This is a genomic window from Streptomyces sp. NPDC050704 (genome assembly GCF_040654355.1).
In the GTDB taxonomy this organism is placed as follows: Bacteria; Actinomycetota; Actinomycetes; order Streptomycetales; family Streptomycetaceae; genus Streptomyces.
This window is the reverse complement of sequence record NZ_JBFAHW010000043.1, coordinates 1-26,948: the sequence shown is the minus strand read 5'-3', so window position 1 is coordinate 26,948 and position 26,948 is coordinate 1. Positions and strand designations below refer to the sequence as shown.

The 26,948-nt window shown below is 70.3% G+C and carries 22 protein-coding genes; 16 read left to right on the top strand and 6 right to left on the bottom strand.

The window, feature by feature from the left end:
* Positions 1 to 9: 9 nt before the first annotated feature.
* The 4 genes from AB0I18_RS24895 to AB0I18_RS24880 form a co-directional block, all read right to left on the bottom strand.
* Positions 10 to 1,167, bottom strand: a complete 1,158-nt coding sequence (locus tag AB0I18_RS24895) for an ABC transporter substrate-binding protein (protein ID WP_363107772.1) — start codon at positions 1,165 to 1,167, stop codon at positions 10 to 12.
* Positions 1,168 to 1,285: 118 nt separating this feature from the next.
* Positions 1,286 to 1,417: a hypothetical protein gene (locus AB0I18_RS24890; RefSeq protein ID WP_363107771.1), complete on the bottom strand. Its 132-nt coding sequence runs from the start codon at positions 1,415 to 1,417 to the stop codon at positions 1,286 to 1,288.
* Between the two features lie 408 nt (positions 1,418 to 1,825).
* Entirely contained in the window at positions 1,826 to 2,365 is a 540-nt protein-coding gene (locus AB0I18_RS24885) for a hypothetical protein (RefSeq protein WP_363107770.1), read from the bottom strand.
* A gap of 96 nt (positions 2,366 to 2,461) precedes the next feature.
* Positions 2,462 to 3,217, bottom strand: coding sequence for an NPP1 family protein (locus AB0I18_RS24880; RefSeq protein WP_363107769.1), 756 nt, complete (start codon positions 3,215 to 3,217; stop codon positions 2,462 to 2,464).
* A gap of 315 nt (positions 3,218 to 3,532) precedes the next feature.
* On the opposite strand from AB0I18_RS24880, the gene AB0I18_RS24875 reads away from it, so the two are divergent.
* From AB0I18_RS24875 to AB0I18_RS24845, 7 genes are all read left to right on the top strand, one after another.
* On the top strand, positions 3,533 to 4,468 hold the full coding sequence (locus tag AB0I18_RS24875; RefSeq protein ID WP_363107768.1) for a nuclear transport factor 2 family protein: 936 nt from the start codon (positions 3,533 to 3,535) through the stop codon (positions 4,466 to 4,468).
* 406 nt (positions 4,469 to 4,874) lie between these two features.
* Positions 4,875 to 6,074 (top strand): S1 family peptidase, encoded by a 1,200-nt coding sequence (locus AB0I18_RS24870; protein WP_363107767.1) that lies wholly within the window; start codon positions 4,875 to 4,877, stop codon positions 6,072 to 6,074.
* Positions 6,075 to 6,154: 80 nt separating this feature from the next.
* Entirely contained in the window at positions 6,155 to 7,102 is a 948-nt protein-coding gene (locus AB0I18_RS24865) for an XRE family transcriptional regulator (protein WP_363107766.1), read from the top strand.
* Between the two features lie 126 nt (positions 7,103 to 7,228).
* Positions 7,229 to 8,728, top strand: coding sequence for an MFS transporter (locus AB0I18_RS24860; protein ID WP_363107765.1), 1,500 nt, complete (start codon positions 7,229 to 7,231; stop codon positions 8,726 to 8,728).
* A gap of 152 nt (positions 8,729 to 8,880) precedes the next feature.
* Positions 8,881 to 9,303, top strand: coding sequence for a helix-turn-helix transcriptional regulator (locus AB0I18_RS24855; protein ID WP_363107764.1), 423 nt, complete (start codon positions 8,881 to 8,883; stop codon positions 9,301 to 9,303).
* Positions 9,304 to 9,388: 85 nt separating this feature from the next.
* Positions 9,389 to 10,186 carry a molybdate ABC transporter substrate-binding protein gene (gene modA, locus AB0I18_RS24850; protein WP_363107816.1) on the top strand — a complete coding sequence of 266 codons (798 nt, stop codon included), beginning with the start codon at positions 9,389 to 9,391 and terminating at the stop codon, positions 10,184 to 10,186.
* A 96-nt stretch (positions 10,187 to 10,282) separates the two neighbouring features.
* Entirely contained in the window at positions 10,283 to 12,313 is a 2,031-nt protein-coding gene (locus tag AB0I18_RS24845; RefSeq protein ID WP_363107763.1) for an ABC transporter permease, read from the top strand.
* 47 nt (positions 12,314 to 12,360) lie between these two features.
* Here the strand turns inward: AB0I18_RS24845 and AB0I18_RS24840 are convergent, their stop codons facing one another.
* Positions 12,361 to 16,542 (bottom strand): bifunctional nitrate reductase/sulfite reductase flavoprotein subunit alpha, encoded by a 4,182-nt coding sequence (locus AB0I18_RS24840; RefSeq protein WP_363107762.1) that lies wholly within the window; start codon positions 16,540 to 16,542, stop codon positions 12,361 to 12,363.
* Positions 16,543 to 16,801: 259 nt separating this feature from the next.
* Here AB0I18_RS24840 and AB0I18_RS24835 point away from each other — a divergent pair, with 259 nt between their 5' ends.
* The 4 genes from AB0I18_RS24835 (at position 16,802) to AB0I18_RS24820 (ending at position 19,442) form a co-directional block, all read left to right on the top strand.
* Positions 16,802 to 17,191, top strand: coding sequence for a cell division protein SepF (locus tag AB0I18_RS24835; RefSeq protein WP_363107761.1), 390 nt, complete (start codon positions 16,802 to 16,804; stop codon positions 17,189 to 17,191).
* A 128-nt stretch (positions 17,192 to 17,319) separates the two neighbouring features.
* Positions 17,320 to 18,453: an ATP-binding protein gene (locus AB0I18_RS24830; RefSeq protein WP_363107760.1), complete on the top strand. Its 1,134-nt coding sequence runs from the start codon at positions 17,320 to 17,322 to the stop codon at positions 18,451 to 18,453.
* A gap of 2 nt (positions 18,454 to 18,455) precedes the next feature.
* Complete coding sequence (locus AB0I18_RS24825) at positions 18,456 to 18,788, top strand: nucleotide pyrophosphohydrolase (RefSeq protein ID WP_363107759.1); 333 nt, start codon at positions 18,456 to 18,458, stop codon at positions 18,786 to 18,788.
* A 192-nt stretch (positions 18,789 to 18,980) separates the two neighbouring features.
* Positions 18,981 to 19,442 carry a DUF6099 family protein gene (locus AB0I18_RS24820; RefSeq protein ID WP_363107758.1) on the top strand — a complete coding sequence of 154 codons (462 nt, stop codon included), beginning with the start codon at positions 18,981 to 18,983 and terminating at the stop codon, positions 19,440 to 19,442.
* Between the two features lie 73 nt (positions 19,443 to 19,515).
* On the opposite strand, the gene AB0I18_RS24815 is transcribed toward AB0I18_RS24820, so the two are convergent.
* Positions 19,516 to 19,674, bottom strand: coding sequence for a hypothetical protein (locus AB0I18_RS24815; protein WP_363107757.1), 159 nt, complete (start codon positions 19,672 to 19,674; stop codon positions 19,516 to 19,518).
* A 219-nt stretch (positions 19,675 to 19,893) separates the two neighbouring features.
* Between AB0I18_RS24815 and AB0I18_RS24810 the strand changes: the two genes are divergently transcribed.
* The 5 genes from AB0I18_RS24810 to AB0I18_RS24790 all read left to right on the top strand — a co-directional run bounded on the left by AB0I18_RS24810 (position 19,894) and on the right by AB0I18_RS24790 (position 26,864).
* Positions 19,894 to 20,817, top strand: a complete 924-nt coding sequence (locus AB0I18_RS24810; RefSeq protein WP_363107756.1) for an LLM class F420-dependent oxidoreductase — start codon at positions 19,894 to 19,896, stop codon at positions 20,815 to 20,817.
* A gap of 236 nt (positions 20,818 to 21,053) precedes the next feature.
* Positions 21,054 to 21,872, top strand: a complete 819-nt coding sequence (locus AB0I18_RS24805) for an SAM-dependent methyltransferase (protein WP_363107755.1) — start codon at positions 21,054 to 21,056, stop codon at positions 21,870 to 21,872.
* 124 nt (positions 21,873 to 21,996) lie between these two features.
* Positions 21,997 to 22,614 (top strand): hypothetical protein, encoded by a 618-nt coding sequence (locus tag AB0I18_RS24800; RefSeq protein WP_363107754.1) that lies wholly within the window; start codon positions 21,997 to 21,999, stop codon positions 22,612 to 22,614.
* Positions 22,615 to 22,815: 201 nt separating this feature from the next.
* Positions 22,816 to 24,312, top strand: coding sequence for a 3' terminal RNA ribose 2'-O-methyltransferase Hen1 (locus tag AB0I18_RS24795; RefSeq protein WP_363107753.1), 1,497 nt, complete (start codon positions 22,816 to 22,818; stop codon positions 24,310 to 24,312).
* Positions 24,309 to 26,864 carry a polynucleotide kinase-phosphatase gene (locus AB0I18_RS24790; RefSeq protein ID WP_363107752.1) on the top strand — a complete coding sequence of 852 codons (2,556 nt, stop codon included), beginning with the start codon at positions 24,309 to 24,311 and terminating at the stop codon, positions 26,862 to 26,864. The genes AB0I18_RS24795 and AB0I18_RS24790 overlap by 4 nt, the downstream gene beginning before the upstream one ends.
* Positions 26,865 to 26,948: the final 84 nt, after the last annotated feature.

Genomic DNA, 26,948 nt, shown 5'->3' with positions numbered 1-26,948 from the left:
TGTCGGGGGTCAGGCGCCCGGGTGCAGGCCGGGCCAGCCGGGGGTCGGGTCGCCCTTGACCTCGCCGAAGTAGAGGGCGAAGGTCTGCTTCAGGCGTTCGACCTGGGCCCGGTCCTCCATGAAGCGGGGGAAGCCGTCCAGGTTGGCGTTCGGGTACTCCCAGATCGGCTTCAGGCCGGTGGGCGGCGCGATGTCCGTGCGTACCGACCAGCTGTTGGAGGTCTGGCGCTCGGTGGACAGCTGCCAGTTGAGGTAGAGCTTGGCCGCCGTGGGGTTGGCGGCCTGCTTCAGGATCGCGATCCGCTGTCCCCACGCCATGAACGGGTGCCCGTCGGTCATCATCCAGCGGTTCGGGCTGGTGGCGAGCGGGTTGCCACCCGCGCCGACGCCGATGATCTTCTCCTTGCTGGTGACCGCGGTGCCGGGGGAGAAGGAGCCGCGGGCGAACTGCGGCTGCTGGGCGGCGAAGTCGGCCACCCAGTCCCAGCCGTAGGTCTCGGCGTAGAGGGCGAAGAGGTAGAGCACCGCGTCGTCGTCGTGCGGGTAGGAGGAGGCGATGGCGCCCTTCCAGCGCGGGTCGACCAGGTCCAGCGGCGTCTGCGGCGCGTCGGCCCCGGCCGCCGCCACGTCGTACAGGTAGCTGAAGGCGATGACCATGCCGGCCACCCAGGCACCGTCCGCGTCCCTGAACTTCTTGTGGAGCTTGCTGAAGCCGGCGGGCTTGTAGGACAGCAGCCGCCCCTGGCGCTTCCAGCGGGTGAAGTCGTGCAGCGTCTGCAACTGCACCACGTCGGGGACGAGGGTGTCGGTCGCGAACTGGTTGTCCACGCGTACGTCGTGGTACTTGCTGTAGTCCACGATGAGGTCGAGGTCGATCTCCGGGAACCGCTGGCGGAAGGCGGTCCGGGCGCCGGCGCCGCTGCCCGAGTCGGCGAGGTCGCCGCCCGCGTAGATCACGAGCTTGCCGCCTTCGGCGACGGCGGCCTGGTACAGCTCGTCGAGGGTCCTGGTCTCCTCGGCGCCGGCACGGGCACTGGCATCGGCACCGCGCGTGGCTGTGGCAGGGGCGGCCGCGGCGGGGGACGCGGTGGCGCCGAGCGCGCCGAGGCCGAGTGCGGCGCCCGCTCCGGTGGTGAGGAGGCGCCGTCGACTGGGAAGGCTGGTCACTTGGGTAACCCTTTCTGCGTGGGGGCAGGGATGTTCCCGGCGTACGGGCGGCGGACCGCCTCGGCCGGGACGGCGGAAGTGGAACCGGCGAAGCCGGTGTTCTGGTGCGGCGTGCTCATCAGGCCGGTGGTGAGGCCGGCGGTGAACTTCTTGCCGGAGTCGAGGATCTCGGCGGCGCGCCGGTGGCGGTCTTGCTCTTGCTGCCGACCGGGAAGTCCGGATCGATGACGGTGAATTCGAGTGTGTCCATCAGAGCTCGTCGCTGTTCGGTCGCGAATGGGGCCCGCGCCCGCTGGGTGCGAGCCGTTCACCTGACAAGACGGTATCTGACTAGTCAGGTGTTCTTGTCGTGGGTGCACGCAGTGTGATGCGAGTCGCATGGTGCTTGTTGCGGCCACCGTTGGCCGGGTGGGCGGCCGGCCCCTCGTTGAGGCCGACCCAGTGGCGCCGAGTCGGTCGGCGGATGCGGTGCTTGTAGAAGCACGTTTCACTCACGCCCAAGGCGCGGCACGAGACACGGTGCGGGATGCGGTGCGGTCTGAAGTCGCTGATCACCCGTCATGATCCGTACCGCACCTTCACGGAACGCCGAATCGAACTTCCGTCGCTTCTCCGCCATGACTGTCTGATCTGCCTGATCCGCGCGGCGGCAGACGTGCTACGAGACCTCGCCGGCACGGGCCCTTGCGGAACCGGAGGGCTGCCGGGGTTCCGGCAGGCCGCGAGTGGTGGAGGCGCTCCGCAGCCCTCTTGGCGCGGCGCCCCACGGCCGGCGGAGCCCCATCGCCTTCTGTGCCGCGGACACCATGTCGTGGCGCCCCGCGGCCGCCGCTGCCAGCGCCTCCGTTCGCTCGGACGCGGACCCCGCGTTCTGCACCGTGCGCTGAAGCCGCAGGAGCGCCTCGCCGGCCCGCACCACGTCGGGGGGCGACAGCAGCCGTAGCCGCGTCAGCTGATTGCGCATCTCGCCGTACTGGCCGGCCATCGCCTCGGCCGATGAGGTGTCAGGCGGTGTCGCCGACACCTTCGCGAGGTCGGAATGCTGCCAACTCGCCGTCAGGAAGGCGACGAACGCGTCCGTCAGTGCCTCGCGTGCCCATAGGCGGTTCTCCCTGCGTCCCCCGACGACCGTCGTCACCACCAACGTGGCGACACTCGTCACCGCAGCGGCCCACGCCGCGTACCCACCCGCGTCCATCACTCCAGTATTCCTGGCCGCGTCCCGCTGTCCAACCTCAGCAGGCGTCTCGTGCCCCACCTCGCACAACGGTCGGTCAAGTCGCCTCGGACACTGTCAGGCGTTGGGGTCGAAGGAGATGCCCGCCGGCTTGGCCTTCGCGAGGTCGTTGTTGAAGTTGGCGTCCTTCAGGGCGAAGTTGGCGCTGCCGAAGTCGTACTGGGACAGCTTGTCGCGGAGGCCCGCGGGGTAGCCGTTCCAGCCGACCAGGCTGGGGTACTGCCAGGTGTGGTTGTCGTTCTCCGGCGGCTCGTCGCCGGAGTCCGCGGCGCGGAAGGCGTGCGTGCTCACGCCGTCCTTGTGGTAGACGATCTTGGGGTGTGTGCCGTCCCAGCGGATCCGGTCGCGGCCGTAGACGGTGAACTCGCCGTGGGCGGAGGTGGATACGTACTGCGCCTGGTTGTTCTGCACCCACACAACGGCGTGCTCCCAGTCGTGGCGGTGGCCGCCGATCGTCGCCTGGTCCTTCTCGAAGTAGAGGCCGTACATGATCGCGCACCAGCCGTTGTTGCACTTGGACCGCGCGTACCCGTTGGTGTTGGCGAGGTCCGACGCGTCGTGGCACTCGGCCTGCGGGGCGCCCGACGGGTTGAGGCCGCCGTTCACGGTTCCGTCGGGGCCGATGGCGGGCGTGGGGTAGCAGCCGTCCGTGTCGTAGTCGTACGCCGGTTGGTACGTCTTCTCGAGCTCGTCCGCGTTGCCGGGCAGGGCCCCCGGCGGGGCGGCGAACGCGCTGCTCGGGAAGGCGATGACCAGCGCGACCGCGCTGCCGAGGGTGAGTGAGGCTTTGCGGATGCGCGAGCTCTTCTGCACTGCGTCCTCCTGGTCGGCCGCGGTGTGGGGTAGGCGGCCTGCTTGGCATGCGCAGATCACTCTCCTGGGGCGCGTCGACAAATGCGAGCGTCAGGATGTGTCGGAGTGATGAAGGATCAGCCAACAAAGCGGAGGCGGCAGTTGGGGCGGAGGTGCAGGTGGGCGGAGAGGGGATCGGTCAAGTGGAGTCACGGGGGACTCGGTGGGTGACGCCTGCGGACGCGGCCGCGTGAATGGCGTACAACTTGAAAGTACAAGTATGTTGTCGGTGCGATCTTTCTCAGTCCCCCCACAGGAACCGGAGAACAGAACACCGTGAGCATCGTCAACGCACCCGCCCGCCGGACCCTCGCTGCCACGCTCGCCGTCGCGGCCGTCACCGCCGTGGCCGTCGCGCCTTCCGCGGTCGCCGCGCCCAACTCCTTGCCCGCGGTCGTCGCGCACGGCGCCGGACAGGAGAAGGCGTACGAGAAGTCCGTCGCCGTCCGCGTCCTCAAGGGCGTGTTCGAGCGCGGCGACACCCAGGTCGTCGACCGCTTCGTACGGCCGGACTACATCCAGCACAACCCGTTCGCCCCCGACGGTTCCGCGGCGCTCAAGAACCTCGGCACCACCGTGCACCAGCAGTTCCCCGACGCGAAGTACGACGTCAAGCGCGTCATCGCCGACGGGGACCTCGTGCTCGTGCACTCCAACGTCGTCATGACGCCCGGCACCCGGGGCTCCGCGGTCTTCGACATCTTCCGCTTCCAGGGCGGCAGGATCGCCGAGCACTGGGACGCCGGCCAGAACGTGCCGGAGACCACGGTCAGCGGTAACGACATGTTCTCCACGCTGAGTTCACCGCGCACCGAGGCTCCCGGCTCACCCTGCGACACCAAGGCCAACAAGCGCCTGGTGACCGCCTTCTTCAACAAGGTGCTGGTGGGTCATGACGTGTCGGCGGCCGGCAAGTACGTCTCGGCGAAGACCTATTACCAGCACAACCCCGCCTTCGGGGACGGGTTGAAGGAGTTCCAGGCGGGCTTCACCGACTACTTCAAGCAGTTCCCGAACGCGGTGACGCTCCCCAAGCGCGTCATCGCCGAAGGCGACCTGGTGGCCGTCCACAGCAACGACAAGACCAGCCCCGACGACCGGGGCAACGCGGTGGTGGACCTCTTCCGGGTCCGTAACGGAAAGATCGTCGAGCACTGGGACGTCACGCAGGCCGTGCCGGAGACCTCGGCGAACGACAACACGATGTTCTGAGCCGTCGTGCTCGGGTGTCGGACTGAGCTGGGCCGGGGCCTCCGTGAGGGGGCCCGGCCCAGCTCAGTCCGGAGCGCGGCAAATCGGAATTAGCCCGCGAATCAATGCTCTCGGCGCATTCACCGCGAGTGTTGTGGACGGGGTTTTTTCGGCGGGCGAAATAACCGTGATTCATGCGACCCGCACACTCTCTCCACATGATTTCAACAGCGAGAGCCAACTCTGTTGAATTTAGGTCGCCGGACTTCTCTTGAAGCGACCCGAGGAAATAAGCCAGAGTTCCGTTCGCGGTAACCAGGCAAGCAGGTTGCCGTCAGTCCCGCAGCCATCCTGTGGAATCGACTCACCAGTCATTGCACAGACCCCCCATGTACGGCTGCGCGGTCTGAGACCGGAAGGAATGACTGTGCGAGTTTCCCGGAAAACACTCGTGGTCGTGGCCGTCGGCGCGCTGCTCTCCGTCACCTCGGTGACCGGCGCCCAGGCCGGTGAGCTGACGGCCCAGCAGACCGCCGAGCGCTACGATCCGGCGATGATCAAGGCCCTGGCGACGAGTCTCGGCGTCAGTGAGCAGGTCGCGGCCGACCGGCTCGACGGCCAGGCGGCCCAGCAGAACGAGCTCTCGAAGCTGGCCCGGCAGGGCGTCCCGATGGACGGCGCCTACTTCGACAAGGCCGGCGCCCTCGTCGTCAACACCACCGGCAGCCGGAGCGAACAGCGCATCGAGGACGCGGGCCTGACGTCCCGGGTGCCCGAGCACGGCCAGGCCGCGCTCGACCGGATCAAGGCCGAACTGGACGCCAAGGCGCTGAAGCGTACGCCCACCGGTGTCACCGCCTGGTCGGTCGACCTGGCCTCCGACACCGTCACCGTGAACGTCGACAGCGACCGGAGCGCCGCGGCCAAGTCCTTCCTCCGGGCGGCCGAGGCCCACGGTGACGCCGTACGCGTGGTGGAGGACCAGCAGAGACTCGTCACGCAGGCGGTCGTCACCCCGGGCGACGAGATGGCCTTCAACGGCTTTGTCTGCTCGGTCGGATTCGGTGCCCGGAACTCCTCGGGCAAGCAGTACCTCGTCACCGCCGGCCACTGCATCGAGGACCTCCCGGTCCTGTCGTACAAGGGCACGCGCTTCGCCCAGGGCACCGACTCCCGGTTCGCGGTGGGCAGCGACAGCGTCGACATGGGCATCGCGGCCCTCGACTCCGGCAACTCCATAGCCACCCAGGTCGGGACGTACGGCAAGGCCGGCACCGTCGCCGTCCAGGGCAGCCGGCGGGCCGCGTCCGGGGCGGACCTGTGCAAGTCGGGCCGTACGACCGGCTGGACCTGCGGCAAGGTCAGCTCGTACAACGTCACCGTCACCTACAGCGACGCCAACGGCGGCCCCGACACCGTCGTCACCGGCCTCGGCAGCTCGTCGGTCTGCACCCAGGGCGGCGACAGCGGCGGCGCGTACATCTCCGGCAACCAGGCCCAGGGCATGACCTCGGGCGGCCCGTCGAGCCAGCGGTGCAACGGCAGCGTCAACTCGCCCGGCTCGTCCTACTTCCAGCCCCTGGATGACGCTCTCTCGCACTACGGCCTGACCCTCAACACCAACTGACCGGTCACCGCCCTCAGGACAGGCCGGGCCGCCCATCGGATACGGTGGGCGGCCCCGTCCGTCCGGATGCCGGAGGCGCAGTGGATCAGGACACCCCCCTCCCGCCCGGACCGGCTCTGCCCGATGAGCCGCCGCCGGCGGAATCCACCTTCGCCCTGGTCTTCCAGGGAGCCGTCAAGAGACGTGGTCTGTCGCTGGAGAGAGTGCGCAGCCGGCTCGCAGACCAGGGCATCCAGATCAGCCTCGCCACCCTCAGCTACTGGCAGCGCGGGCGGAGCGAGCCCGAACGCGCCGACTCCCTGAGGGCCGTGGACGCGCTGGAGACCATCCTCGAACTGCCGCCCGGCACGCTCCGCGCGCTGATCGGCCCGTACCGGCCCCGGGGCCGTACCGCGCCACCGGGTCACGACCTGCTCTCCTCCCACCGCGTGCTCGGCGAGAACTCCCTCGCGGAACAGATCCTCGGTGCCGATTTCGCCCGGCTCAACGAGTCGGTCAGCACCCTGAGCATCTGGGAGACCGTCACCATCGACGAGAACCGGCGGCTCAGCTCCATCGCCATCCAGCAGGTGCTGCGCGCCAGCCGGGACGGCGCCGACCGCCTCACCGCCGTCCACACCTTCGACAGCGGAGCCCGCGCGGTCCGTACCGACGTGCGGTGCGGAGTATCCGGAGAAGTGCGTTTTCTGCCCGAGCTGAATACCGTTGTGATCGATATCGAATTCGGCCGGAAACTCGTGAGAAACGAGACCGTGGTCGTCGACTACACGGTCTCCGTCGAACCCGGTGACGGGACCGACCATCATTACGAGCGCTACACCCGCGTTCGGCTGCGCGATTACCTGCTGCACATCTATTTCCATCCGGCGGCTCTGCCGACGGTCAGTCACCGCTATTACCGTGAGTATTCCGGAGCGGACAAGAGCTACAACCACCGTGTCGCGCTGGACGCCTCGCACACGGTCCACGCGGCCCCGGGCCGCTGCGCGGCCGGCATCCACGGCATCGCCTGGGAGTGGCCGGAGTAAGCGGGTTCGGGCGGCGCCCGAGCAGCATGGCCTCGCCTTCGAGCGGCATGGCTGTCATCTGCGATGTGTATGCTGCACGAGGCGTGCATCATGCACATCGTATGCATAGCGCATGAGGGAGTACCCGTGGAAAGACCCAAGCTCGAAGCCGGCTCCGGCGGTGTCGTCGGCATCCTCGCCTTCGCGGGCATCGTCGCCGCGATCACGCAGACCCTGGTGGTGCCGCTGATCGGGGAACTGCCCACCCTGTTCGACACCAGCGCCTCGAACGCCTCGTGGGTCATCACCGCCACGCTGCTCGCGGCCGCCGTCATCACCCCTGTCGCCGGCCGCCTCGGTGACATGTACGGCAAGAAGCGCATGCTTCTGGTCTCGCTGGCCCCGCTGGTCATCGGCTCCGTCGTCTGCGCCCTGTCCTCCTCGGTGGTCCCGATGATCGCCGGGCGCGGTCTGCAGGGCCTCGGCATGGGTGTGGTGCCCCTCGGTATCAGCCTCCTGCGCGACGTCGTACCGGCGGAGAAGCTCGGCTCGTCCATCGCGATCATGAGCGCGTCCATGGGGGTGGGCGGCGCGCTCGGCCTGCCGTTCGCCGCGGCGATCGCCGAGAACGCCAGCTGGCGCGTGCTGTTCTGGGTCGTCGCCGCGCTGGCCCTCGCCGTCGGCACCCTGATCGCCGTCTTCGTGCCCGCCGGCCGGGAGAACACCGCGAAGGGCAGCTTCGACCTGCTCGGCGCGTTCGGTCTGGGCGTCGCCCTGGTCTGCCTGCTCCTCGCCGTCTCCAAGGGCGCCGACTGGGGCTGGGGCAGTGGCAGCACGCTCGGCCTGCTCGCCGCCGCGATCGTCCTGCTGCTGGTCTGGGGCCGGTGGGAGCTGCGTACCGCCGAGCCGCTGGTCGACCTGCGCGTGACCGCCCGTCCGCAGGTGCTGATGACGAACGCGGCCTCGATCCTCATCGGGTTCGCGATGTACGCCCAGTCCCTCGTCGTACCGCAGCTGCTCCAGCTGCCCGAGGCCACCGGCTACGGCCTGGGCCAGTCGATGCTGGCCATGGGCCTGTGGATGGCCCCGGCGGGCCTGATGATGATGGTCATGTCGCCGATCGGCGCCAAGCTCTCCGCGGCCAAGGGCCCCAGGGTCACCCTGGCCGTCGGAGCCGCCGTCATCGCCCTCGGCTACGGCATCTCCCTGCCGATGATCGGCACCGGCTCCCTCTGGGGCCTGCTCGTCGTGACCATCGTCGCCAACACGGGTGTCGGCTTCGCCTACGGTGCGATGCCCGCCCTGATCATGGGCGCGGTTCCGCAGTCGGAGACCGCCTCGGCCAACAGCTTCAACACGCTGATGCGCTCCATCGGCAGCTCGGTGTCGGCCGCCGTGATGGCCGTGGTCCTCGCCCAGATGACCACGGACTTCGGCGGCTTCGCCCTGCCCTCGGAGAGCGGCTTCCGCGTCGCCATGCTGATCGGCTGCGGAGTGGGCGTCGCGGCGGCGATCGTCGCCTTCCTCATCCCCGTCCCCAAGGCGGCCGTGCGGTCCGGGCCGGACACGGCGCCGGATTCCGCTCCCGAGGCAACCGGGGAAGCCGAGGTGTCGGGGGTGTCGGGGGCGTCCGGGGTCAAGGCCTGACCCGAGCGTTCCTCGAAAGCCGGTCGCCCAGTCTTGCCGTGGGGCGGTCGGCTTTTGCCGTCGCGCTCTTCCCTCCACCCGGAACCGCATCTGCCATGGACGATCCGGCAAGGCATTGCAGTTGCGAGGCCTAACGGCATAATCTTGCGCATATGCAGTCCTACAGCATCGGTCAGGCGGCACGCCTGCTGGGCGTCAGTCCCGACACCGCGCGCCGCTGGGCGGACGCCGGCCGGGTCGCCACCCACCGCGACGAGGGCGGCCGTCGCCTCATCGACGGCCGGGATCTCGCCGCCTTCTCCGTCGAGCTCGCCCAGAGCGGTGCGGGTGGCGCCGGCGGCACCAGCGGCTCCGGCGAGGAGGACACTCCGTACACCTCGGCCCGTAACGCCTTCCCCGGCATCGTCACCGCCATCAAGCTCGGCGACGTCGCGGCCCAGGTCGACATCCAGGCGGGCCCGCACCGGCTGGTCTCCCTGCTGACTCGGGAGGCAGTCGAGGAACTGGGCCTGGAAGTCGGTATGCAGGCCACCGCCCGGGTGAAGTCGACCAACGTGCACATCGACCGGACCTGACCGGACCTGACCGCACCTGAATGCACCTGACCGGACAGCACCGGCCGGCCCCAGTCCCCAGGAGCCCCGCACCATGTCCCAGCCCATGACCCACGTCACCAAGACGCGACGCCGTGCCGCGGCCGCCGTCCTGGCCACCGCCCTGCTCCTGTCGCTCGCCGCCTGCGGGGGCGGGGACGGCGGGGACGGCGGAGGCACCGAGGCCGCGGGCTCCTCCAAGGTCGGTCTGACCGTGCTGGCCGCCGCCTCGCTGACCGACGTGTTCAAGACCGCCGGCGCCGCGTACGAGAAGGAGCACCCGGGCACGAAGGTGACCTTCTCCTTCGCCGGGTCCCAGGAACTGGCCGCACAGGTGGAGCAGGGCGCCCCCGCCGACGCGCTCGTCACCGCCGACACCAAGACCATGGACGGGCTGGGTTCCGACACCGGCACCCCGACCGTCATCGCCAAGAACCGCCTGGTCATCGCCACCGACAAGGGCAATCCGGAGAAGATCGACAGCCTCAAGGACCTCGCCGACAGCAGGCTGAAGGTCGTGCTTGCCGCCCCCGAGGTCCCGGTCGGCCGCTACAGCAGGCAGGTCCTCGACGCCCAGAAGATCACCGTGAAGCCGGTCTCCGAGGAGGCCAGTGTCCGCGCGGTGCTCAGCAAGGTCGAGCTCGGCGAGGCGGACGCGGGCATCGTCTACAGGACCGACGCGGCCACGGCGATCGACCAGGTCGACACCGTCACGATCCCCGACGACCAGAACGCCATCGCCTCCTACCCGGCGGCGACCCTCAAGGAGGCCCGGCACTCCGCGGCGGCCCAGGCCTTCGTGACCTGGCTCTCCACGGCCGAGGCCCAGAAGATCCTGCGTGCCGCGGGCTTCGAGAAGCCGTAACGCAGTAACGCGACAACGCAGCAACGCGACAACGCAGCAACGCGGCAATGCAACAACGCAACGACGCAGCAACGGACCGAGAGGCCGGAACGGATCATGAAGGCCGTACGCCCCAGCGAGCCGGACCACGAGACCAGGCGCTCCCGTGGCTTCCGTCGCTCCGGTGGTTCCGGTGGCGTCCGTACCCCTCAAACCCCTCGTACCTCCCGCGCCTCCCGTGCCTTCCGCACGCCCCTCCCGCTGGCCCTCCCCGCCCTGCTCGCCATTGCCTTCCTGGTCCTCCCGCTGGCCGGCATCCTGGCCCGCACCGACTGGGGCGACCTGGGCGGCCACCTGACCAGCCCCGGCACCAGCCAGGCGCTGAAGCTCTCGCTGGTCGTCTCCTTCTGGTCGCTCGGGCTGTCCCTCGTACTCGGCGTCCCGCTGGCCTGGCTGCTCGCCCGGGTGCCGTTCCCCGGCAAGAGCCTCGTCCGCTCGCTCGTGCTGCTGCCGATGGTGCTGCCGCCCACCGTCGGCGGTGTCGCGCTGCTGCTCGCCTTCGGCCGGCGCGGGCTGCTCGGTCCCTGGCTGGAGGACACCTTCGGCATCACGCTGCCGTTCCACACCTCGGGCGCGGTCCTCGCCGCCACCTTCGTCGCGATGCCCTTCCTGATCATCAGTCTCGAAGGGGCGATCGCCGGACTGCGACCGCTCTACGAGGAGACCGCGGCCTCACTGGGCGCCTCGCCGCTACGGGTCTTCGCGACCGTCACGCTGCCCATGGTGGCCCCGGGCCTGATCGCCGGCGCCGCCCTCACCTGGGCCCGCGCCCTCGGCGAGTTCGGCGCCACCATCACCTTCGCGGGCAACCTCCCCGGCACCACCCAGACCCTGCCCCTCCAGGTCTATCTGCTCCTCCAGGAGAACCCGGCGGCCGCCACCTCGGTCTCCCTCCTCCTGCTCGCCATCGCCATGGCGGTACTCATCGCCCTGCGCGGCCGCTTCACGGGCACACCGGGAAGTACGCGCCCGTACGCGGTCAAGTCCCCGGCGGACGAGGACAGTTCACCGGCGACCGGTGCGGCGGAGCCCGTCGCCCCCGACAGGGAACTCTGGTCCCTGCACGCCGAGGTCACCGGCTTCACCCAGCTCGTCCTGGACGCCGACCCCGGCACCACCATCGCCGTCGTCGGCCCCAACGGCGCGGGCAAGACGACCCTGTTGCGGGCCCTGCTCGGCCTCACCCCGCGCGCCCACGCCGAGCTGCGCCTCGGCAACACAGACGTCACCCGACTGCCCCCGCACCGCAGGGGAGTCGCCTGGGTGCCCCAGGACGGCGCCCTCTTCCCGCACCTCACCGCGCTCGCCAACACGGCGTACGGCCCGCGCGCCCATGGCGTACCGCGGGCCGAGGCCCGCCGCACCGCACAGGTGTGGCTCGACCGGCTCGGCGTCGGCCATCTCGCGCACCGCAAACCGTCCCAGATCTCGGGCGGTCAGGCCGGACGGGTCGCGCTGGCAAGGGCGTTGGCGGTCCGGCCCCGGCTCCTGCTCCTCGACGAACCCCTCGCCGCGCTCGACCAGACGACCCGCGCCCAGGTACGCCACACCCTGCGCCGCCATCTCGACGGCTTCGGCGGGGTCTGCCTGATCGTCACGCACGACCCGGTCGAGGCCGTGTCACTGGCCGACCGCGTCCTGGTGCTCGACGAGGGCCGCGCAGTCCAGGACGCCGTACCCGCCGAGGTCACCCGGCATCCGCGCTCGCCCTGGGTGGCCCGCATGCTCGGGCGCAACGCCTGGCCGGGCACGGCGACCGCCGACGGGCTCGAACTCGTGGACGGAGGCGGCCTGTTCGTCGTGGCCGACCCGCTGCCGGCGGGCACGGAGGCGCTCGCGGTCATCGCCCCCGAAGCGGTCGCCGTACATCGGGACAGGCCGAGTGGCAGCCCTCGCAACGTCTGGCCGGGCACCGTCCGCGAGATCACCGCCAGCGGCAGCCGGCTGCGCGTACTGATCACCTCCGAGCGGGCGCCGGACGTGGTCGCGGAGATCACCCCGCAGGCCGCCGCCGAACTCGGCCTCGCGGACGGGGTGTCGGTGTGGACGAGCATCAAGGCGACCGAGACGACCGTCGTCCCGCTCTGAGACCCCCTCGGCTGTCGGAGTACCGCGGGCCCGGACCTGACGCCCGGTCAGTACACGTCCTTGAGGTACCGCTTGTCCGCCGCGAGCTGCTTCACGTACGCGGCGGCCTCGGTCTCGCTCAGGTGGCCGTGCGCGACCGCGATGTCCCGCAGCGCCCGGTCGACGTCCTTGGCCATGCGGGAGGCGTCCCCGCAGACGTAGAAGCGGGCGCCGCTCTGGAGCCAGGACCACAGTTCCGGGCCGTGCTCGCGTATCCGGTCCTGGACGTAGACCTTCGCGCGCTGGTCGCGGGAGAACGCCGTGTCGAGGCGCGTGAGGGTGCCGTCGTCGAGGAAGCCGGTCAGCTCCTCCTCGTAGTAGAAGTCGGTGGCCCGGTGCTGTTCGCCGAAGAAGAGCCAGTTGGGGCCCCGGTGGCCGAGGGCCCGTCGCTCCTCCAGGAAGCCTACGAACGGCGCCACCCCGGTACCCGGCCCGATCATCACCGTCGGTGTCGCCGAGTCGGCCGGCGGCCTGAAGTACGGGGAGCGCTGCACGAACACCGGTACCGGCGTGTGCTGTTCGGAGTCGGCGAGGAAGGGCGAGCAGACACCGCCGCGGGCCCGTCCGCCGAGACTCTCGTACCGCACGACGGAGACCGTCAGCGAGACGAGCCGCGGGTCGACGAGCGGGCTCGACGATATGGAGTACAGGCGGGGCTGCAGCCGCTTCAGCACCCCGGCCCACTCCTGGGCACTCGCCCGCACCGGGAACTCGGCGAGCACGTCGACGGCCTGCCGCCCCCAACTCCACTTCGCCAGACCGTCCTTGTTGTCCGGCCGCAGCAGCCTCTTCAACTCCCGGTTGTCACTGATCCGTTCGGCGACGAAGCGCAGCAGGTCCGGGGTGATCCTGGTGATGTCGAGCTGCCGGCTCAACGCCTCGGCGAGGGAGGTCTCGCCAACGCCGTTCACTTCCAGGGTGGTTGAGGCGTCCAGGCCGGTCACGTCCAGCCACTCCATCACCAGTTCGGGGGAGTTGACCGGCCGCACGCCGAGCGCGTCCCCCGCCTCGTACGTCAGCGGGGTCTCGCTCTCCCGCGTGTCGAAGGTGAACCGGCGGACCTCCTTGCCCGCCCCTGGCCGGCTGAGCAGCCGGTTGCCGGTGAGCCGGGCGGTGACGGGAGCGGGCTTCTTCGGCCGCGGAGTGCTCGCGGCGACCGGAGCGTTCGGGCCGGCCGGCGCGTTCGCGGTACCTGGCGCGTGCGGAGTACCCGGGGCCTGCGTGATGCCCGTTCCCGGAGTGTTCGGAGCCGGCTGCGCGGTGGGTGCTTCGCCGGGGACGAGGGCGGTGAGCACCTGGTCGAGCCAGGCCTGCGCGGAGGGCTCGTAGTCCGGCTCGCAGTCCGTACGCGGGGCGAGCCGCACCGCCCCCAACTCGCCCAGCCGCTGGTCGAGTCGGCGGCCGTGCCCGCAGAAGTCGTCGTACGAGGAGTCGCCGAGGGCCAGCACGGCGAAGCGCACCCCCTCCATACGCGGCGACTCGGGCGTGTCCAGCGCCGCCCAGAAACCGGAGCCGTTGTCGGGCGCGTCACCGTCGCCGAACGTGCTGGTGATCAGCAGCAGGTCCGCCCCGGGCGGCAGCGCCCGCGGGTCGGCGTCGTCCATGCCGACGAGCGTGGCCCGGTGCCCGGTGGCGGCGAGCCGCTCGGCGGCCGCGGTCGCGACCTCCTCGGCGTTGCCGGTCTGGGAGGCCCAGAGGACGACGACTTCGCGCACCGGCGTGGCCGGTGCCTGCGGGGCGTCGGCCGTCCGGGAGTACATCCCGGCGAGGACGCCGTTCACCCAGAGAGCGTGTTCGGGGTCGAAGGGGGCGTCCGGCGGAAGTACGGGCACGCCGGACGCGCCCGCGGGGATCCCGGCGAGAAAGCCGGTGAGGTACTGGCGTTCCTGGGCGGTGAGGACGGGCGGCGGACTGGGGTCGAGACCGAAGGCGTTCCGCACCGGGTCCTGAGTGACAGTCGTCGGTGTGATCGCCTCAACAGGCTCTGGCTCTGCTGCCACCGGAGTCGGCCCGGCCACCCGCGCCAGCGCCACCGCGCACACCTTCAACTCCGGCTGGAACGACACCGGATCCACCGCGTCACTGGTCACCGCGTTGATGCTCAGATACTCACCGAAGAGATCGTTCCAGTGGAACGGCGCGAAGAGAGACCCGAGTTGGACCCGGTCCGTCACCACCACGGGCAGCACGGCCCGCCCCCGCCGCGAGGCGACCTCGACCCGGTCGCCCTCGGCCACCCCGAGCCCGGCGGCATCGTCGGGATGCACCTCCACGAACGGCCCGGGATTGAGCTTGTTGAGCTTGGCGACCTTCCCCGTCTTGGTCAGCGTGTGCCACTGGTGCTGCAGCCGCCCGGTGTTCAGGACGAAGGGGAAGTCGTCGTCGGGCAGCTCCGCGGCCGGCATGTGCGGCCGCGGGTGGAACACGGCACGCCCACTGGCCGTGGGAAACACCGGCCCGCCGGCCGCGGAGCCGCCGTCGACGGAGTCCCCGTCCACGGAGGCCACGTACCGGATCGGATTCCGGTCAGGACCGTCCTCCCGCGCGGCGGGCCACTGCACGGACACGTCCCGCAGCCGCTCGTACGTCACACCCCGCAGATCCCACCCGGTCTTCGGGTTCCACGCGCGCTTGATCTCCTCGAAGACCTCCTCCGCGCTCTCGTACGAGAAGCCCTTCTCGTACCCCATCTCACAGGCCACCCGCGCGATGAGCCGCCAGTCCGCGAGCGCCTCGCCGGGCGGCTCCACGGCGGGCCGCGCGAGGGTGAGGTTGCGCTCGCTGTTGATGAGGACGCCCTCGGTCTCGGTCCACATCGCGCCGGGGAGTACGACATCGGCGTACGCGTTGGTCTCGGTCTCCGCGAAGACGTCCTGCGTGACGACGAACTCGGCGGCTTCGAGACCCTCGATGACGGTCTTGCGGTTCCCCACCGAGGCGACGGGGTTGGTACAGATGATCCAGCAGGCCTTGATCTCACCGTCCGCCATCTTCTGGAACATCTCGACCGTGCCCCGCCCGACCCCGTCCTTGCGGAGGGTCTCCGGCGGCAGCTCCCACAGCTCCTCGACGAAGGCACGCTCGTCGTCGACGAGAACGGACCGCTGCCCCGGCAGACCGGGCCCCATGTACCCCATCTCACGGCCGCCCATGGCGTTGGGCTGCCCGGTGAGCGAGAAGGGCCCCGAGCCCGGGCGGCAGATCGCTCCGGTCGCGAGATGCAGGTTGACCAGGGCGTTCGTGTTCCAGGTGCCGTGCGTGGACTGGTTCAGGCCCATGGTCCACAGGCTCATCCACTCGCCCGCCTCGCCGATCAGCCGGGCGGCCTCGCGTATGTCGTCCTGCGGAATGCCAGTGATCTCCGAGACCGCCGCGGGCGCGTAGTCGGCCAGGAAACCGGGCATCGCCTCCCAGCCCTCGGTGTGGGCGGCGATGAAGCCGGGATCGGTGTGCCCGTTCTCGTGAAGCAGGTACAGCAGGCCGTTCAGCAGGGCCAGATCCGTACCCGGCTTGATCTTCATGAACAGATCGGCCTTGTCGGCGGTCGCGGTGCGCCGGGGATCGACGACGATCACCTTCGCGCCCGCCGTCTTCACCCGGTCCATCATCCGCAGGAACAGAATCGGGTGGCAGTCCGCCATGTTCGAACCGATGACGAGGAAGACGTCCGCCTTCTCGAAGTCCTGGTACGAGCCGGGCGGGCCGTCGGCGCCCAGCGACAGCTTGTATCCGAAGCCGGCGCTCGCCATGCACAGCCGGGAGTTCGACTCGATCTGGTTCGTCCGTACGAAGCCCTTGGCCAGCTTGTTCGCCAGGTACTGGGCCTCCAGGCTCATCTGCCCGGAGACATAGAAGGCGAAGGCGTCCGGGCCGTGCTCGTCGATGACCGCGCGCAGCCGCCGAGCGGTCTGGGCGATCGCGTCGTCGACCGACGCGGGCACCGGCTCCGCCCCGCGGTCGTCCCGTACGAGAGCGGTGGAGAGCCGTCCGGGCGCGGCGAGCATGTCGGCCGTGGTCGCGCCCTTGGTGCACAGCCGGCCGAAGTTTGCAGGGTGCGCCTTGTCCCCGTACGCCTTGAGGACCGTACGCCGCCCGTCGGGCCCCATCCCGATGTCCAGAACCATTCCGCAGCCCACGCCGCAGTACGAGCAGACGGTGCGCACCTGCGTCGTGGGGGTGGTCGTGGTCACGGGCTGCCCTTCTCCGCTACGGAACCTCGGTTCTACGGAACCTCGGTCCGTGAGCGTACGAATTGCCCGTTACGCCTGTGTCACATGGCGCGATCTTGGAGGGTTACGCCCGTCACACAGTCGCCGCGAACGCGCTGTGAGGGAGCCGTGTGACGCACGACCGGGTTTGCGGCCCGTGTCGCTGTTGGGCCGAACGGGTGACCATGCGCAAGAATTGGCCGGTGCAGGTAATCAGTGCGAGTCAGGTCGGGGGGAGCCGGTGAACAGCCACGACGTCACCGATGAACAGTGGGAAGGGCTCGCCCAGGTCGTACCGCTGCGAGGCCGTGATGCCTGGCCGTCGCAGGTCGACCACCGGTCGATCCCGGAGGCGCAGACCGAGGCGCGGCGCCGTTTCGTGGTGCTCCGCGTCAACATCTTCGCGGACGCCCGCGACGTCGCCGAGACCCTGATGGCCGGTATCCCCGTCCTTCTCGACCTCACCGGCGCGGAGACGGACGTTGCCAAGCGCGTACTCGACTTCAGCACCGGCGTTGTCTTCGGGCTCGCGAGCGGGATGCACCGGGTCGACCGGAACGTGTTCCTTCTCACGCCGCCGGGCACCGAGGTGGGCGGACTGATGGAGGGAGCGGGGATTCCCGGGGCCTGACTTTCCGCTCCTCCGGCCGGCTCTCCCCCGTCCGCGTCCCGGCCGGACCCCTCGGTCCGGTCCCTCGAACGTAGGAAGGTCCTACGGGCGAAACGGTTCGTCCCGAGGCGGAGCCCTACCGTCCGGATATGACCGTGTCATCCCCCGGGAACCGGCCGAGCGTCACCGAACTGCGGCTCTCCGCGTTCGCGACGCACCGCCGCGCCGGATTCCCCCTCGGGCCGCTCAGCCTCTTCACCGGGCTCAGCGGCAGCGGCAAGTCGAGTGCCCTGCGGGCGTACGAGGCACTGGCCCGGCTGGGCGGCGGCGCCGAGCTGGGCGAGGTGTTCCCGGACCCCGCCGCCTGTGTGCCCGAGCGGGCCCGGCCCGACGCCCAGCGGCGGCGCGGCTTCCGCATCGGCTGCACGGCGGACGGCCCCGAAGGTCCCGTACGCCTCGATGTCGCGGTGCAGGCCGAGCCCGAACTCCGCATCGTGGGCGAGCGGTTGACGGCGGGCGGACTGACCCTGCTGGAGACGGCCCTGCGCGACCCGAGCCGGCGTACCGTCCAGGCGGCCTGGCACACGGCGGGCTCGTCCCCGGTGACCCGGGCCCCGCTCCCCGACGATCGCCTCGGTACGGCGCTGCTGCCCCTCCGGGTCGCGGGCAAGACGGACGGTCAGCGCCAAGTCCTCGCCGCCGCCGAGCAGATGGTGGTCGCCCTGCGGTCCGTCTTCGCCTGCGATCCGCTGCCCCGCGCCATGCGGACCGCCGTGCCGCTCGGCGCGGGCCGCCTGCTGGGAGGCTGCGAGAACCTCGCCGAAGTGCTGTGGCGCACCCGGTCGGAGTGCGGGCGCCGGCACGGCCTCCTGGTCGATGCGGTCCGGGCGGGCTGCGCGGGACCGGTCCACGACCTGCTGGCCGAGCGGCCGGCCGACGGGGCCGCCGGGACGGTATGGGCGGTGCTCGACCGGGGCGACGGAGTGCGGACGCCTCTCGGACTGCTGGGAGACGGGGAGTTGAGGTATCTCGCACTGGCCCTGGTGCTGCTCACCGGGCCGGGGGTGCTGGCGGTCGACCCGGCCGGCGAGGTACCCGCGGCACTGCAGACGCTCACCGTGCTGGCCGACGGGTTCGACCGCGATCTGGACGCACGGCAGCGGGACGGGCTGGTACGGCTGGCGGCGCGGATGTGCGAACGCGGGCACATCCGGCTGGTGGGGGCCGTGAGCGACGCGTCCTGGGCGGCGGGGGTGGACGGCGTCACGGTGGTAGACCTTTAGCCGTGACCGAACTTGATGTGCCGACATTGCAGCGCAGGCTGGCGGAGTTCGCGGCGGCGCGGAACTGGCAGCCCTATCACACGCCCAAGAACCTCGTCGCCGCGCTCAGTGTGGAGGCATCCGAACTCGTCGAGATCTTCCAGTGGTTGACGCCCGAGGAGTCGTCCGGGGTGATGGACGACCCGGAGAGGGCGCCGCGTGTGACGGACGAAGTCGCCGATGTGCTGGCCTACTTGCTGCAGCTGTGCGAGGTGCTCGGTATCGATCCCCTTGCGGCGCTCGATGCGAAGATCGACCGGAATGAACGGAGGTTTCCGGTGGGAGAGGGGCCCTGACCGACCCGGAAAGGGACTCGAAAACCCCGTTTGTCACTCTCCGGAGTTGTCGATCTATCCACATCCAACTCGTTGTCCACAGATTTCAGGCTTCCTCTGGCTTTTCGTCCCGAGTGACCTCACTCTGGGTAGTGGACAGGCGGAGTGCGGGCAGGCGTGTGAAGAGCGCGTCGGGACAGACGGGGGCAGCGGATGGACGCGGTGCGGCTCATCGGCGCGAGCAGGCGTGCCCTGATGGGGAGCGGTGACGCTCTCGTGATCATGGCGGAGGCCTGGCAGGCGCAGGCCCTCGCCCAGGCGATCGGCAGTCGGCTGGCGGTCTCGGGGCCACCCGAATTACGCGGCGAGGCACTGGGGTTGACCGAGCTGGCCGGTCGGGGATGCGGGGTGCTGGACCCGCCGTTGCTCGAATCAGGACGCTTACGCGCGGCCCAGCTCACCGAACTCGGCGATGCCCGACGGGCCCTTCTCGACCTCGGCGGCCTCCTCGGCGAGGTCGGCATCGCCCTCGTCGGGATCGCCTGCGCGGCGGACGACGAGGCGACGTACTGGCAGTGCATGGAAGCCATCGACGCGGCGGACGAGTCCCGGGACCGGGTACTCGAGATGCTCCGAAGACTTGCTGTACGGGATCAAGGGGCGGCGGCGGGGTAGGGGGTTCTTGGCCCCGCCGCAGGCGCCGTCCGTCCGTCCGTCCGTCCGTCCGTCTGTCTCTCCGGGCCGGCCGTCAGACGCGGTCGGTCTCCTCGGCCGGGGCGGCAGGCGAGGCCGACTGCTGGAAATCGGCATCGAGCTGAGACAGATCCGCATTGAGCGCCGCCATCAGCTCCTCCATCTGTTGCAGCAAACTCTTGGGCTGCGACGACGGAACGGCTTCCTGGGACATGACGGCCTCCTCGGCCTTCGACCTCCCCCACGGGGAGAACCAGCAACGTGCCGGGCGCGGACGCTCCGGCTCCGCCCGAGCCAACGATCACCGCGGATGCGGGTCACTGGCGAAGGCCGGCCCAAGGTGCGGGGTTGACGGATTTTCACCCGACCGGGGGCGAGGCTGACCGGTGGGACCGATGAGGTTGACCGGCGTTCGAGCGTGCAGGATGGAGGCATGGATCTTCGAATCTTCACCGAGCCCCAGCAAGGGGCGACCTACGACACCCTGCTCACCGTGGCGAAGGCCACCGAAGACCTGGGGTTTGATGCCTTTTTCCGCTCCGACCACTATCTCCGGATGGGTTCGACGGACGGCCTCCCGGGCCCCACGGACGCCTGGCTCACCCTCGCCGGCCTGGCCAGGGAGACCAAGCGCATCCGCCTCGGCACGCTGATGACCGCCGGTACGTTCCGCCTGCCCGGCGTCCTGGCGATCCAGGTCGCCCAGGTCGACCAGATGTCCGGCGGCCGTGTCGAACTGGGCCTGGGCGCGGGCTGGTTCGAGGAGGAGCACAAGGCGTACGGCATCCCGTTCCCGAAGGAGAAGTTCGCCCGCCTGGAGGAGCAGCTGGCGATCGTCACCGGCCTGTGGGAGACGCCGGCCGGCCAGACCTTCAGCTACGACGGCACCCACTACCAGCTCACCGACTCACCCGCGCTGCCCAAGCCCGCGCAGTCCAAGGTGCCGGTGCTCATCGGCGGCCACGGCGCGACCCGCACCCCGCGCCTCGCGGGCCGGTACGCCGACGAGTTCAACATGCCGTTCGCGTCGGTCGAGGACAGCGAGCGCCAGTTCGCCCGGGTGCGGACGGCGGCGGAGGAGGCCGGCCGCAAGGGGACCGACCTCGTGTACTCCAATGCGCTCGTCGCCTGCGTGGGCAAGGACGACGCGGAGGTGGCCCGCCGGGCCGCCGCGATCGGCCGCGAGGTCGAGGAGCTGAAGGCCAACGGCCTGGCCGGTTCCCCCGACGAGGTCGCCGACAAGATCGGCCGGTACGCGGAGATCGGCGCCCAGCGCATCTACCTCCAGATCCTCGACCTCGACGACCTGGACCACCTGGACCTGATCTCGGCCCAGGTGCAGTCGCAGCTGCAGTAGCCGAGCAGTCCAGTAGTCGGCGGTCGCCGTGGCTCGGGCGATCCGTCGGTCGACGACCGTCGCGGGCTCGTCCCGTTCTCCCGGCCGGTGGGAAAAGGCCTGGCCGGGGGCAGGGCCGAGCCCGCCCCGCACGATGAACTTCCTGCCAGACATGGTGAGTCGACAGTCGATGGCTCTACGTTTGTATCCCTCGTATCCCTGAAGCAAGCGATCGTTCCCACCACGGAGGTTGCCCGGTGACGCAGGATTCGGCCGGTTCCAGCAGGACAGCGGCGTCAGCGAAGATCGACACGTCGGTGCCGCATTCGGCCCGGGTGTGGAACTACTGGCTCGGCGGCAAGGACAACTACGTCGTCGACCACGAGCTGGGTGACGCCTTCCAGGCGATCTTCCCGGGCATCACCGATCTCGCCCGTGACTCGCGGGCCTTCCTCGGCAGGGCCGTGCGTCATCTGGCCGGTGAGGCCGGGATCCGGCAGTTCCTCGACATCGGCACGGGTCTGCCGACGGCGGACAACACCCATGAGATCGCCCAGCGGGTGGCCCCCGACGCCCGCATCGTCTACGTGGACAACGACCCTCTGGTACTGGCCCATGCCCGGGTGCTGCTGACCAGCTCGCGCGAGGGGGTGACTGACTACCTCGACGCCGATCTGCACGACCCCGAGGCCGTCCTGCGGCAGGCGGTCAGGACGCTGGACTTCGAACAGCCGGTCGCCCTCACGCTGATGCAGGTCAGCGGGCACATCGCCGACTACGACGAGGCGCGGGCCATCGTCGGCACGCTGATGGGGGCATTTCCGTCCGGCAGCTACTTCGCGTTCAACGACAGCGTGAACACGAACAAGGCCAACGCCGAAGCCACCCAGCGCTACAACGAGAGCGGGGCGGCCCCGTACTACCTCCGCAGCCCCGAGGAGCTCGGCGGTTTCTTCGACGGCCTGGAACTGCTGGATCCCGGCGTCGTCCCCATCACCGACTGGCGGCCCGACCCCGAAACGGTCAGCACTTCCGGTGAGGTCATCGCCGTGGGCGGCGTCGCACGCAAGCCGTGAGACGCGGAGCGGCCGCCCGCGGAGTGGCCGTTCCAGGTCAGTCAGTTCGGTTGTGGGGCACGGACTGTCTTACGAAACTCTTACGCGGCCGAATCGGGTGACGTCACGTGCCTACGCTCGCAGCGTGTCGACCATCCGAAGCATCGCCCTCGTGACCGCCGCACCCCTTCTACTGGCTGCGGCGGGTATCGCGCACCCGCATGGGCTGTCCAGATCGACGGCCGCGGACTGGGCGCAGTTGCACATCGCCCTGTTGCCGCTGTTTCCGCTGCTCACGGTCGGCCTACTCGTTCCGCTGTGGCGCCGGCCCCGCCCGGACCTCGCGGGCGCCGCCACCGTGCTGGCCTGGCTCGGTGCCTTCACCTACGCGTCCTTCTACACAGGACTCGACGCGGTCGCCGGCATCGCGGCCGGCACCGCGGTCGAGCACGCCGCCGGGACAGCGAGCCTGGGGCCGATCAAGCGCCCGCTCTACGACACGGGTGAGGCGCTCGGGCAGGCCGGCGCCTACGCCCTCATCGGCGCCGTCGCGGCCACGGCGGTCGCGCTGTTCCCCAGACACGGCGTCCGGGTCCTTCCCGGCACGGCGGTACTCCTCGTGGCCGGCTGGTTCTTCGTCGACAGCCACATCTTCTGGCCCCGCGGCGTATGGACGATGCTCGGCTTCGCCCTGGGCTTCGCTCTGCTCGCCTGGGGGACCGGGAGGAGCACACTCACCACCGGGGCCGGCCGCCCCGCATGAACCGAGGCCCTTCCGCTCGGGAAAATTCGTGAGTCCGCCTGGGGCGTTCGCTGTACGTTGTGCAGGCGCGCCGGAGACGGGGCGCTGCGTGGGCGGCTGACCGCAGCGCGGCGTGTGCACCGTCACGAGGTGAGGAAGGGCCAGGAGCCGTGATCACCGAAGCGCGCGCTCCCGTCGACAGCGTTTCGAGGCATACCCACTGTGTTCCTGACGATCAGTACCCACGGCACCCCAGAGCGCCCCGCGACCGACCTCGGCTTTCTGCTGCACAAGCATCCCGAGAAGGCGCAGGCGTTCTCCACCTCCTACGGCAAGGCGCACGTCCTCTACCCCGAGGCGAGCGCCGAGCGCTGCACGGCCGCGCTGCTGCTGGAGGTCGATGCCGTGGCGCTGGTCCGGCGCGGCAAGGGCAAGGGCCGCGGCGGAGCCCCGGACGCGGCCCTCGCGCAGTACGTCAACGACCGGCCGTACGCCGCGTCGTCCCTGCTCGCCGTGGCGCTGAGCAGTGTGTTCTCCAGCGCGATGAAGGGCACCTGCCTCGCGAGGCCGGAGCTGCCCGGGCGGCCGCTGCCCCTGCGCATCGAGGTACCCGCACTGCCGGCCCGCGGCGGCGCCGATCTCGTACGGGCGCTCTTCGAACCGCTCGGCTGGACGGTGGCGGCGGAGCCCGTCGCGCTGGACACCGAGTTTCCCGAGTGGGGCGACTCGCGGTACGTGAGCCTCGTACTGGAGGGTGAGCTGCGGCTGGCCGAGGCGCTGCGGCACCTGTACGTACTCCTGCCGGTGCTCGACGACGCCAAGCACTACTGGGTCTCGTCCGACGAGGTCGACAAACTGCTGCGGGCCGGGGAGGGCTGGCTGCCCGACCACCCGGAGCAGAAGCTGATCACCAGCCGCTATCTGTCGCGGCGTTGGTCGCTGACCAGGCAGGCCATGGAGCGGCTGGAACTCGTCCGGCTCGCCGAGGCGGACGACAGCGAGGTCGAGGAGATCGACAACGCCGTCGACGAGACCCAGGACACGGACGAGAAGCCCGTGCCGCTCGCCGTACTGCGGCGGGACGCGATCGTCGCCGCGCTGCGGGCCGCCGACGTCGGCCGGGTGCTCGATCTCGGCTGCGGTCAGGGCCAGTTGGTGCAGGAGCTGCTCAAGGACACGCGCTTCACCGAGATCGTCGGTGTCGACGTCTCGATGCGGGCGCTCACCATCGCCTCCCGGCGGCTCAAGCTGGACCGGATGGGGGAGCGACAGGCCGAGCGCGTCAAGCTCGTGCAGGGCTCGCTCGCGTACACCGACAAGCGGCTCAAGGGGTACGACGCCGCGGTACTCAGCGAGGTCATCGAGCACCTCGACCTGCCGCGGCTGCCCGCCCTGGAGTACGCCGTGTTCGGGTCCGCGCACCCCCGGACCGTGATCGTGACGACGCCGAACGTCGAGTACAACGTCCGCTGGGAGACCCTCCCCGCCGGTCACGTCCGGCACGGCGACCACCGCTTCGAGTGGACCCGCGAGGAGTTCCGGACCTGGGCGCAGACGGTGGCCGAACGGCACGGCTACGGCGTCGAGTTCGTGCCCGTCGGGCCCGACGACCCGGAGGTGGGGCCGCCGACCCAGATGGCCGTCTTCACCGTGAAGACCCAGACCGTGAAGACCCGGACCGCGAAGACCCGGACCGCGAAGGAGGAGAAGGCCGCATGACCAGCAGCGAGAACAGCAGCGACAACAAGGCTCGTACCCTGCCCGTCACCGATCTCTCCCTCGTGGTGCTGATCGGCGCGTCCGGCTCGGGCAAGTCCACCTTCGCCCGCAGGCACTTCAAGCCGACCGAGGTCATCTCCAGCGACTTCTGCCGAGGGCTCGTCGCCGACGACGAGAACGACCAGAGCGCCAGCCGGGACGCCTTCGACGTCCTGAACTACATCGCGGGCAAGCGGCTCGCGGCGGGCCGGCGCACCGTCGTCGACGCGACCAGCGTGCAGTCCGAGAGCCGCAAGCAGCTGATCGAACTCGCCAGGAAGCACGACGTGCTGCCCATCGCCATCGTGCTCGACGTACCCGAGGAGGTGTGCGCCGAGCGCAACGCGTCCCGCTCCGACCGCGCCGACATGCCGCGCCGCGTCATCCAGCGGCACACCCGTGAACTGAGGCGCTCGCTGCGGCACTTGGAGCGCGAGGGGTTCCGGAAGGTGCACATCCTGCGGGGTGTGGAGGAGATCGAGAGCGCCGAGGTCCGCACCGAGAAGCGGTTCAACGACCTGACCCACCTCACCGGCCCGTTCGACATCATCGGCGACATCCACGGCTGCGCCTCCGAACTGGAGTCGCTGCTCGGCAAGTTGGGCTACGTGGACGGCGTGCACGCGGCGGGCCGTACGGCCGTCTTCGTCGGCGACCTCGTCGACCGCGGCCCGGACAGCCCCGGCGTACTGCGCCGCGTGATGTCCATGGTGGCCTCGGGCGACGCGCTGTGCGTGCCCGGCAACCACGAGAACAAGTACGGCCGTTACCTCAAGGGCCGCAAGGTCCAGCACACCCACGGGCTCGCCGAGACGATCGAGCAGATGGCGGGGGAGAGCGAGGAATTCAAGCAGCGGGTACGGGAGTTCGTGGACGGGCTCGTCAGTCACTACGTACTCGACGGCGGGCGGCTCGTCGTCTGCCACGCAGGGCTGCCCGAGAAGTACCACGGGCGTACGTCGGGACGGGTGCGCTCGCACGCGCTGTACGGCGACACGACCGGCGAGACCGACGAGTTCGGGCTGCCGGTGCGGTACCCGTGGGCGGAGGACTACCGGGGCCGGGCCGCGGTCGTCTACGGCCACACACCCGTGCCGGAGGCCACCTGGCTGAACAACACCATCTGCCTGGACACCGGTGCCGTGTTCGGCGGCAAGCTCACCGCGCTGCGCTGGCCGGAGCGCGAGCTCGTCGACGTACCGGCCGAGCGGGTCTGGTACGAGCCGACCAGGCCGTTGCGCACCGAGGCACCAGGCGGACAGGACGGACGCCCGCTCGACCTCGCCGACGTGCACGGCCGCCGGGTCGTCGAGACCCGGCACACCGGACGGGTCGCCGTACGAGAGGAGAACGCCGCCGCGGCCCTGGAGGTCATGAGCCGCTTCGCCGTGGACCCGCGGCTGCTGCCGTACCTGCCGCCGACGATGGCGCCGACCGCGACCTCGCGCGTGGAGGGCTACTTGGAGCACCCTGTCGAAGCCTTCGCGCAGTACGCGGCGGACGGGGTCGCGCGGGTCGTGTGCGAGGAGAAGCACATGGGGTCGCGGGCGGTCGCGCTGGTGTGCCGGGACGCGGAGGTCGCGCGGGAGCGGTTCGGGACGGGAGGGGTGACCGGTTCGCTGTACACCCGTACCGGGCGGCCGTTCTTCGACGACGTCGCCGTCACCGAGGAGATCCTCGGGCGGGTACGGGCAGCCGTGACCGAGGCCGGGCTGTGGGCGGAGCTGGAGACCGACTGGGTGCTTCTGGACGCCGAGTTGATGCCGTGGTCGCTCAAGGCGTCCGGGCTGCTGCGCTCGCAGTACGCCGCGGTCGGGGCGGCGGCCGGGGCGGTGTTCCCGGGGGCGGTCGCCGCGCTCGAAGGGGCCGCGGCGCGCGGTGTCGACGTACAGGACCTGCTGGTGAAGCAGCGGGAACGGGCCGCCGACGCTGCCTCCTTCACCGAGGCGTACCGGCGGTACTGCTGGGCCACGTCCGGGCTTGACGGTGTGCGGCTGGCTCCCTTCCAGGTGCTTGCCGTGCGGGGGCGGAGTCTGGCGGCCGTGCCGCACGACGAGCAGCTGGCGCTGATCGACCGGCTGGTGGCGGGGGATCCGTCCGGGCTGCTGCAGACCACTCGGCGGCTGTTCGTCGACACGGGTGATCCCGCGTCGGTGCAGGCCGGGGTCGACTGGTGGCTGGAGATGACCGGGCGTGGGGGCGAGGGCATGGTCGTCAAGCCCGTCGAGGCTGTGGTGCGCAGTGGGGAGGGGCGGCTTGTGCAGCCCGGGATCAAGTGCCGGGGGCGGGAGTACCTGCGGATCATCTACGGGCCCGAGTACACGCGGCCCGAGAATCTTGACCGGCTGCGGGGGCGGTTCCTGAACCACAAGCGGTCGTTGGCGATCAGGGAGTATGCGCTGGGGTTGGAGGCGTTGGATCGGCTGGCGGAGGGGGAGCCGTTGTGGCGTGTGCATGAGGCGGTGTTCGGGGTGCTGGCGCTGGAGTCCGAGCCGGTGGATCCACGGTTGTAGGCTTTTTCGCCCCCGCCGCCCCTACCCGTCCCGTCCCCTGGGGCTCCGCCCCAGACCCCGTGTCGTGTGTTGTCGGACCGCACC